The organism is Microbacterium sp. GCS4, from assembly GCF_001262495.1.
Classification (GTDB): Bacteria; Actinomycetota; Actinomycetes; order Actinomycetales; family Microbacteriaceae; genus Microbacterium.
Map to the genome: position 1 here is coordinate 293,307 of NZ_LGYE01000004.1, position 6,451 is coordinate 299,757.

Below are 6,451 nucleotides of genomic sequence, written 5' to 3' on the forward strand. Positions count from 1 at the left end.
CACCCTAGCTTCCGGTCTGCGGCGGCACGTGGGCGCCGGATCGACTTCTCTCAGGCGACCGGCGTCTGCGCCCCTACCCGGTACCGGGCAGCGCGGTGCGAGTCCTGCACGCGGTCGCCCTTGCCGTGGAGCTTGTGCCGCAGCGTGCCGGGTGTGTACTCCTCGGGGTAGGCGCCGCGCTCGCGCAGCACGGGGATGACGTGCTCGATGACGTCCTGCCAGGTGCCCGGCGTGACGGCGTAGGCGAGGTTGAAGCCGTCGATGTCGGTCTCCTCGACCCAGGACTGCAGCTCGTCGGCGATCTCCTCGCCGGAGCCGACGATCGTGGGGCCGAGGCCGCCGATCGCGTTGTGGCGGCCGAAGTCGCCGACGGTCCACTCGCGGCCGAGGTCCGCCTCCTCCTTGAGATGCTGCAGAACCGACTGGATCGCGTTCGACTCGACGTTCCCGACCGGCTCGTCCTCCTCGTACTGCGACAGGTCGACACCCATCCAGCCCGACATGAAGGTGAGCGCGCCCTCGGGACTCGCGTACGACAGGTACTCGGCGTGCTTCGCCGCGGCATCCTCGCTCGTCGCCCCGGTGATCACCGTGAGCAGCGTGTAGATGCGAGCGTCGTAACGGTCGCGGCCGGCGGCCTCGAGGGCGTCGCGGATGCGCTTCACGGTCCCCGCGAGCACCTCCTTCGAGGGGGCGGCGACGAAGATCGCCTCGGCGTTCTCCGCCGCGAACTTCACCCCGCGAGGGCTCGCGCCCGCCTGGTAGATCACCGGCGTGCGCTGCGGCGAGGGCTCGGAGATGTGGATGCCGGGGACGCTGAAGTGCTTCCCCTCGTGGCCGATCGGATGCACCTTCGACGGGTCGGTGAAGATGCCGCGTTCGCGGTCCTCGACCACGGCGTCGTCCTCCCACGACCCCTCCCACAGCTTGTACAGCACCTCGACGTACTCGTCGGCGTGGTCATAGCGGTCGTCGTGAGCGAGCTGATCGGTCTGACCCATGTTGCGCGCGGCGCTGGGCAGGTAGCCGGTCACGACGTTCCAGCCGACGCGGCCCTGCGTGAGGTGGTCGAGCGTGCTCAGGCGACGCGCGAACGGATAGGGATGCTCGAACGCGGTGCCCGCCGTGACCCCGAAGCCGAGGTGCTCGGTCACGGCCGCCATGGCGCTCACGAGCAGGATCGGGTCGTTCACAGGCACCTGGGCGCCGTTGCGGATCGCGGCCTCGTTCGTGCCGCCGTACACGTCGTACGTGCCGAGCACGTCGGCGATGAAGATGCCGTCGAACGTCGCGCTCTCGAGGAGCTTCGCGAGGTCGGTCCAGTACGAGATCGTGTTGTACTGGCGCGAGCGGTCGTCGGGGTGCCGCCACAGGCCGGACGACTGGTGGGCGACGCAGTTCATGTCGAAGGCGTTGAAGCGGATCTGACGGGTCATGCCGTCTAGAAGACCCTGTCGACCCGCGTTCCGGCCAGTGCCCGCGACACACGACGACACATTCCGGGTTCCAGGATGGGGGCCGACACGCCAGATGCCGGGCCCTTTCGCCGGATCGGTCCGACATCTGGCGTGTCGGCCCGCGGGCGCGGGACTCAGCGGCGGCGTCGACCGGTGCGGATCGGCCGCGTGACCGGACGAGGATCGGGCATGAGCGTGTCGATCTGGGGCTTCGCGTTCGCCTGTGCGCGGCACCAGACCACGAATCCCACGGCCGTGAAGACGCCGTAGAACACGTACATGAACCCGGTCGCGTAGAAGCCGGCGGCGAAGAGCAGCGGAACCCCGACGACGTCGACCGCGATCCAGATCAGCCAGAACTCGGTCCAGCCCTTCGCCATGCCGTAGGTCGCGAGCAGCGAGCCCACGAAAGTCCAGGCATCCGCCCACACGGGTTCGTACGAACCGAGCGCCCGGAACAGCGGCGTGAGGGCGACCGTGCCGATCACCAGGACGAGCACGAGACCGATGCGGGCGCTCGTCGGCGCCCACCGCGGGGTGACGCGGCCGTCGTCGCTCGACGCCTGCTTCCACCGGATCCACCCGTAGATCGCGACCGCGATGAACATGATCTGTCGCCCGGCCTGGCCGAGCAGGTGCGGCAGCTCGTGATCGGGGTTCAGGATCGTGCCGAGGAACACGGTGAGCAGCAGAACGTTGCCGACGATACCCACCGGCCACGCCCACACCTTGCGGCGCATGCCGCCCAGGGCGCTGGCCAGACCGAAGGCGTTGCCGACGACCTCGCGCACCAGCAGCGTCTGGCCCCCGGGCAGCTGCCATTGCGAGTTGAACGCGTCGACGAGCCAGAGGAGGAGGTTCACCGGGCGTCCTCCGCGGGAGCGCGCAGCTCGGGCGGGAACGGCCGGTCGTCGAGCACCAGCTGCAGGAACGTGAGGTCGAGCCAACGGCCGAACTTGGCGCCGACCTGCGGCATCCGTCCCACCTGCAGGAAGTCGAGGCGTTTGTGCAGCACGATCGACGGGAGGTTGCCACTCTCGACCGCGCCGACCATGACGTGGATGCCGAGATCCTTGGCACGTCGGATGAGCTCGACCATGAGCAGACGTCCGATCCCGCGGCCGCGCTGGTCGCCCCGCACGTACACGGAATGCTCCACTGTGTGCCGGTACCCGCTGTGCGGGCGCCAGTCGCCGAACGACGCATACCCGACCACGCCCGTCTCATCGGTCGCGACGATCACCGGGAAGCCGCGTTCGCGCCGAGCCGCCAGCCAGGCAGACCGGTCGGCGACGTCGACCGCTTCCTCGTTCCAGATCGCGGTGGTATGCACGACGGCGTCGTTGTGGATCGCCGTGATCTGCTCGAGGTCGGTCTCCTCGGCATCCCGGATCTGGGGGTCGCTCATCGGGTCTCCTGCGTCCGCGCTCGGGTGCGCAGGGACGACGCTAGCAGGATGCCGGGGTGCCGGCGCTCACGGCATCATGCCTATCGCGCGGAGCCGAGGACGTCGCGCACGACGATCGCCCGTCGCATGTCGGCCATGATCGGGTCGAAGAACCGCTCGCGGTAGCGGGCCTCGCTCACGGCGGAGAACACGAAGGGCAGCGTGGCGATGAGCGACAGCAGGGTGGTCGCCTTCAGCAGGTTCACGGTGATCGGCAGGGTCGTGTCGCCGATGCGCCACGGTTCGACGGCGAGCGGCTGAGTCGCGTTGCCGGTGCCGACCCAGAGCTCGACGATCCCGATCGGGACCGCGATGCTGCCGATCACGACGAGCAGCGCGCACAGCAGCGCGGCGAAGAACAGCGCCTGGACGAGCTGCGCGAACGTCATCGCGAGCAGGATGTTCAGCCGCTGCGGCGCGCGCAGGCGACGGCGTGGGGCGGAGGCCGCGTCGCGATGCTCGGCGGGGGTGTCGACGATGAGGGAGGCGCGCTGCTCGGGAGTGGGCGCCTGCGATCCGTCGTCGATCTCGGAGGCGCTGACGCGCAGCACGACGATGGTCGCGAGAGCCGCGACCACGAGTCCGACGAGCGCGATCGACCCCCACGACAGCGCCGAGGCCATCTGCCACACCTCGGAGGAGAAGAACGCGAACACCACGAGCATGAGGATCACCGGCAGGGCGATCGACGCCATGTGGCCGATCGCCGCGGCGTTCTGCACCGCGAGGCGCGATGCCCAGGAGATGAGCGCGCCGCCGCCCATGCCCGTCACGAGCACGCACAGCGCCAGGATTCCGAGCGTCTCGATGATCGGACCGACCGTCGCGCCGGGGCTGAACTCGTAGCCGTCGACGACCATCCACACCGCGCACACGACGATCATGACGGTCGCGACGATCGTGCCGACGAGTGCAGTCAGTCGTCTCAGCACGAACCGGGCGAGCAGGTATCCGCCCCAGGCGACGACGATGCCGATGAGTGACATCGCGAGGACCACGATCGCGATGATCAGGTCGTCGTCATCGCCATCGGCCACCGCGAGGACGGCATCGAGGGCCACCACGAACACCTCGAGCACGAAGCCGACGACGGCGACCCACACGACCAGCGGGGCGACGCGCCGGGGAAGGTCGGTGAACCAGCGTCGCAGCGGAACGAACGTCGGCAGGCCCTGCTCGCGGAACCAGCGATCGGCATCGCGCTTCGCGCTCCGAAGCTGGCGGGATGCGGTGGACATGGTGCGAGGATACGACACGACTCTGCTGTCGCCGGGCTCTCAGTCCGCGGATGCCGGTGCCGCCGCCCACTGCGTGAGCTTGGCGGGGTTCAGCACGATCCACAGGCGCGTGATGCGGCCGCCCTCGACGCGGAAGTCCATGACCGACTGCACCCGCGCGCCGTCGCGGAAGACGAGCCCGACACCGTCTCCGCGCTCCTGCTCGGACATCGTGAGCTCGGGATGCTTCGACGCGACGCCGAGCAGGAACCGGGCGACGTTGTCGGCTCCGGACACGACGTTGCGTGCTGCGCTGACGACCCCGCCGCCGTCGCTGCGCAGTTCGACGTCGGGGGCGAGGAAGCGGACGAGGCTCGCGACCTCGCCCGTGCGCGTCGCCTCCTGGAATGCGCGGACGACGCGATCGTGCTCGGCGCGGGGCACGGCTGTCGCCCGGTTCTCGCGCACATGGCGTCGGGCGGACGAGGCGAGCTGACGCACCGCGGCGGACGAGCGCCCCACGGCGTCCGCGATCTCGTCGAACGGCACGTCGAACACGTCGTGCAGCACGAACGCCACACGCTCGGCCGGTGTCATCGCCTCGAGCACCACGAGCAGGGCGGTCGAGACGTCGTCATCGAGCGTGATGCGGTCGAGAGGATCGGCATCCGAGTCGGAAGCGGTGCGGCGGGGGAGGGCGCCGTGGAAGACGCCGGCGGGCAGCGGTTCGGGCAGCCATTCGCCGACGTACTGCTCGCGGCGGCGGCGGGCCGATCCGAGCAGGTCCAGGGCGACGCGGCCGGCCACGGTGGTCAGCCATCCCGCCGGGTTCGCGATCGCCTCGCGCTCCGCGTCGTCGAGGCGGTACCACCGCAGATTGGTCTCCTGCACGATGTCCTCGGCATCCGCCATGGTCCCGGTCATGCGGTAGCCGAGAGCGAGCAGACGTCGCCGTTCGCGGAACACGTCGCTCAACTCGTCGTCCACGTCGTTCCTCTCGATCTGCGCCCGGCGCTCCGCGTGCACGCCTCTGCAGGATACGACGATGCACCGGGATGCGGTGTGAGGGCCGGCCTCACACCGCGCGGCCCTGCGTCGTCATCCTCGTGAGGGGCCCGTGTGCGGCCCGCCGAGGAAAGGGAATCGGATGAGGATCGCTGTCGCAGGGGGCACGGGAGTCGTCGGCCGTCATGTCGTGGGCGCGGCCGAGCGGGCCGGGCACGACGTCGTGGTGCTGGCACGGTCGACAGGAGTGGACCTGCTCACCGGGCAGGGACTCGCGGGGGCGCTGCGCGGCGCGGATGCTGTGATCGACGCCGCGAACAGCGGCACGACCCTGTCGGCGGCGAAGGCCACCGCGTTCTTCGAGACCGCGACGCGCAACCTTCTCACGGCCGAGCCGGAGGCGGGTGTCGGGCATCACGTCGCGCTGTCGATCGTCGGGATCGACGACATCGATGCGTCGTACTACGCGGGCAAGCTCGCGCAGGAGCGGATGGTCGCGGCAGGGCCGGTGCCGTTCACGATCGCGCGCGCGGGGCAGTTCCACGAGTTCGCGGGGCAGCTGCTGTCGGGCATGGGCGGTCCGGTCGCGCTGCTGCCGAAGATCCTCATGCGGCCGGTCGCGGCGCGCGAGGTCGGAGAGCATCTCGTGCGGGTGGCCGAGGGTGGTGCGGTGGGGCGTGCGGCGGATCTCGTCGGACCGCGCGATGAGGTGCTGGCCGACGTGGCGCGGCGGCAGCTGGCGTTCGACGGGGCGCGACGGCCGGTGATCGAGGTACGGCTGCCGGGAGTGTACGGGCGCGGGTTGGCGTCGGGTTCGCTGCGCGGAGGTGCGGATGCCGTGCGGGGGCGGATCACGTTCGACGAGTGGTTGCGGAGTGAGGATCACGGGCGCGGATGAGGGGGCGCCCTGTACCGGCATTCCGTTCGAGATTCGAAGATTTGTTCTAGACTGGGGGCATGTCGAATCCGCATCTTCTCCCCCTTCTGGAGGCCGTTCAGCGCCTCGAGGGTGCGTGGGGTGATGCGGCGAACGGCACCGAGCTCTCGCGGTCACAACTCCTGGCCGCGCACGCTGCCGTAGGTGTGCTGCAGCGTCGGTTGGATGGTCTGCATGCGGAGGTCGCGGCGGGGATCGCGCGGGAGTCTCGGCCCGAGCTGGGGTCGGGCGGGCTGGCGAAGGAGCGGGGTTTCCGGTCGCCGGCGGCGTTGATCGCGGCGACGACCGGGGGCTCGACCGGTGATGCCGCGCGGTTGGTGACGGTGGGGGAGGCGACCGCGCCGCGGGCGAATCTGCTCGGCGAGGCGCTGCCGCCGCGGTACCGGGT

General features: G+C 70.2%; 6 protein-coding genes and 1 pseudogene. 2 read left to right on the top strand and 5 right to left on the bottom strand.

What is annotated here, in order from left to right:
- Window positions 1–50: 50 nt before the first annotated feature.
- The 5 genes from AKH00_RS15420 to sigJ all read right to left on the bottom strand — a co-directional run bounded on the left by AKH00_RS15420 (window position 51) and on the right by sigJ (window position 5,147).
- Window positions 51–1,436: an LLM class flavin-dependent oxidoreductase gene (locus AKH00_RS15420; RefSeq protein ID WP_050723621.1), complete on the bottom strand. Its 1,386-nt coding sequence runs from the start codon at window positions 1,434–1,436 to the stop codon at window positions 51–53.
- 155 nt (window positions 1,437–1,591) lie between these two features.
- The gene (gene pnuC / locus AKH00_RS15425) at window positions 1,592–2,320 is read right to left on the bottom strand and encodes a nicotinamide riboside transporter PnuC (RefSeq protein ID WP_050723622.1); all 729 of its coding nucleotides are present in this window, start codon (window positions 2,318–2,320) and stop codon (window positions 1,592–1,594) included.
- Window positions 2,317–2,865 (bottom strand): GNAT family N-acetyltransferase, encoded by a 549-nt coding sequence (locus AKH00_RS15430; RefSeq protein ID WP_050723623.1) that lies wholly within the window; start codon window positions 2,863–2,865, stop codon window positions 2,317–2,319. The genes pnuC and AKH00_RS15430 overlap by 4 nt, the downstream gene beginning before the upstream one ends.
- Before the next feature lie 80 nt (window positions 2,866–2,945).
- Window positions 2,946–4,142 carry a hypothetical protein gene (locus tag AKH00_RS15435; protein ID WP_050723624.1) on the bottom strand — a complete coding sequence of 399 codons (1,197 nt, stop codon included), beginning with the start codon at window positions 4,140–4,142 and terminating at the stop codon, window positions 2,946–2,948.
- A gap of 39 nt (window positions 4,143–4,181) precedes the next feature.
- Window positions 4,182–5,147 carry an RNA polymerase sigma factor SigJ gene (gene sigJ / locus AKH00_RS15440; RefSeq protein ID WP_235556805.1) on the bottom strand — a complete coding sequence of 322 codons (966 nt, stop codon included), beginning with the start codon at window positions 5,145–5,147 and terminating at the stop codon, window positions 4,182–4,184.
- Window positions 5,148–5,268: 121 nt separating this feature from the next.
- On the opposite strand from sigJ, the gene AKH00_RS15445 reads away from it, so the two are divergent.
- Both AKH00_RS15445 and AKH00_RS15450 read left to right on the top strand, forming a co-directional pair.
- Entirely contained in the window at window positions 5,269–6,024 is a 756-nt protein-coding gene (locus AKH00_RS15445) for an SDR family oxidoreductase (RefSeq protein WP_050723625.1), read from the top strand.
- Between the two features lie 59 nt (window positions 6,025–6,083).
- Window positions 6,084–6,451 (top strand): annotated as a pseudogene (locus AKH00_RS15450) (HNH endonuclease); the annotation flags it as partial.

What these genes read in the sequence shown, in the direction of transcription:
- AKH00_RS15430 (WP_050723623.1), bottom strand. Translation starts at nt 2,865, where the DNA reads ATGAGCGACCCCCAGATCCGGGATGCCGAGGAGACCGACCTCGAGCAG.
- AKH00_RS15435 (WP_050723624.1), bottom strand. Translation starts at nt 4,142, where the DNA reads ATGTCCACCGCATCCCGCCAGCTTCGGAGCGCGAAGCGCGATGCCGAT.
- AKH00_RS15445 (WP_050723625.1), top strand. Translation starts at nt 5,269, where the DNA reads ATGAGGATCGCTGTCGCAGGGGGCACGGGAGTCGTCGGCCGTCATGTC.
- AKH00_RS15420 (WP_050723621.1), bottom strand. Translation starts at nt 1,436, where the DNA reads ATGACCCGTCAGATCCGCTTCAACGCCTTCGACATGAACTGCGTCGCC.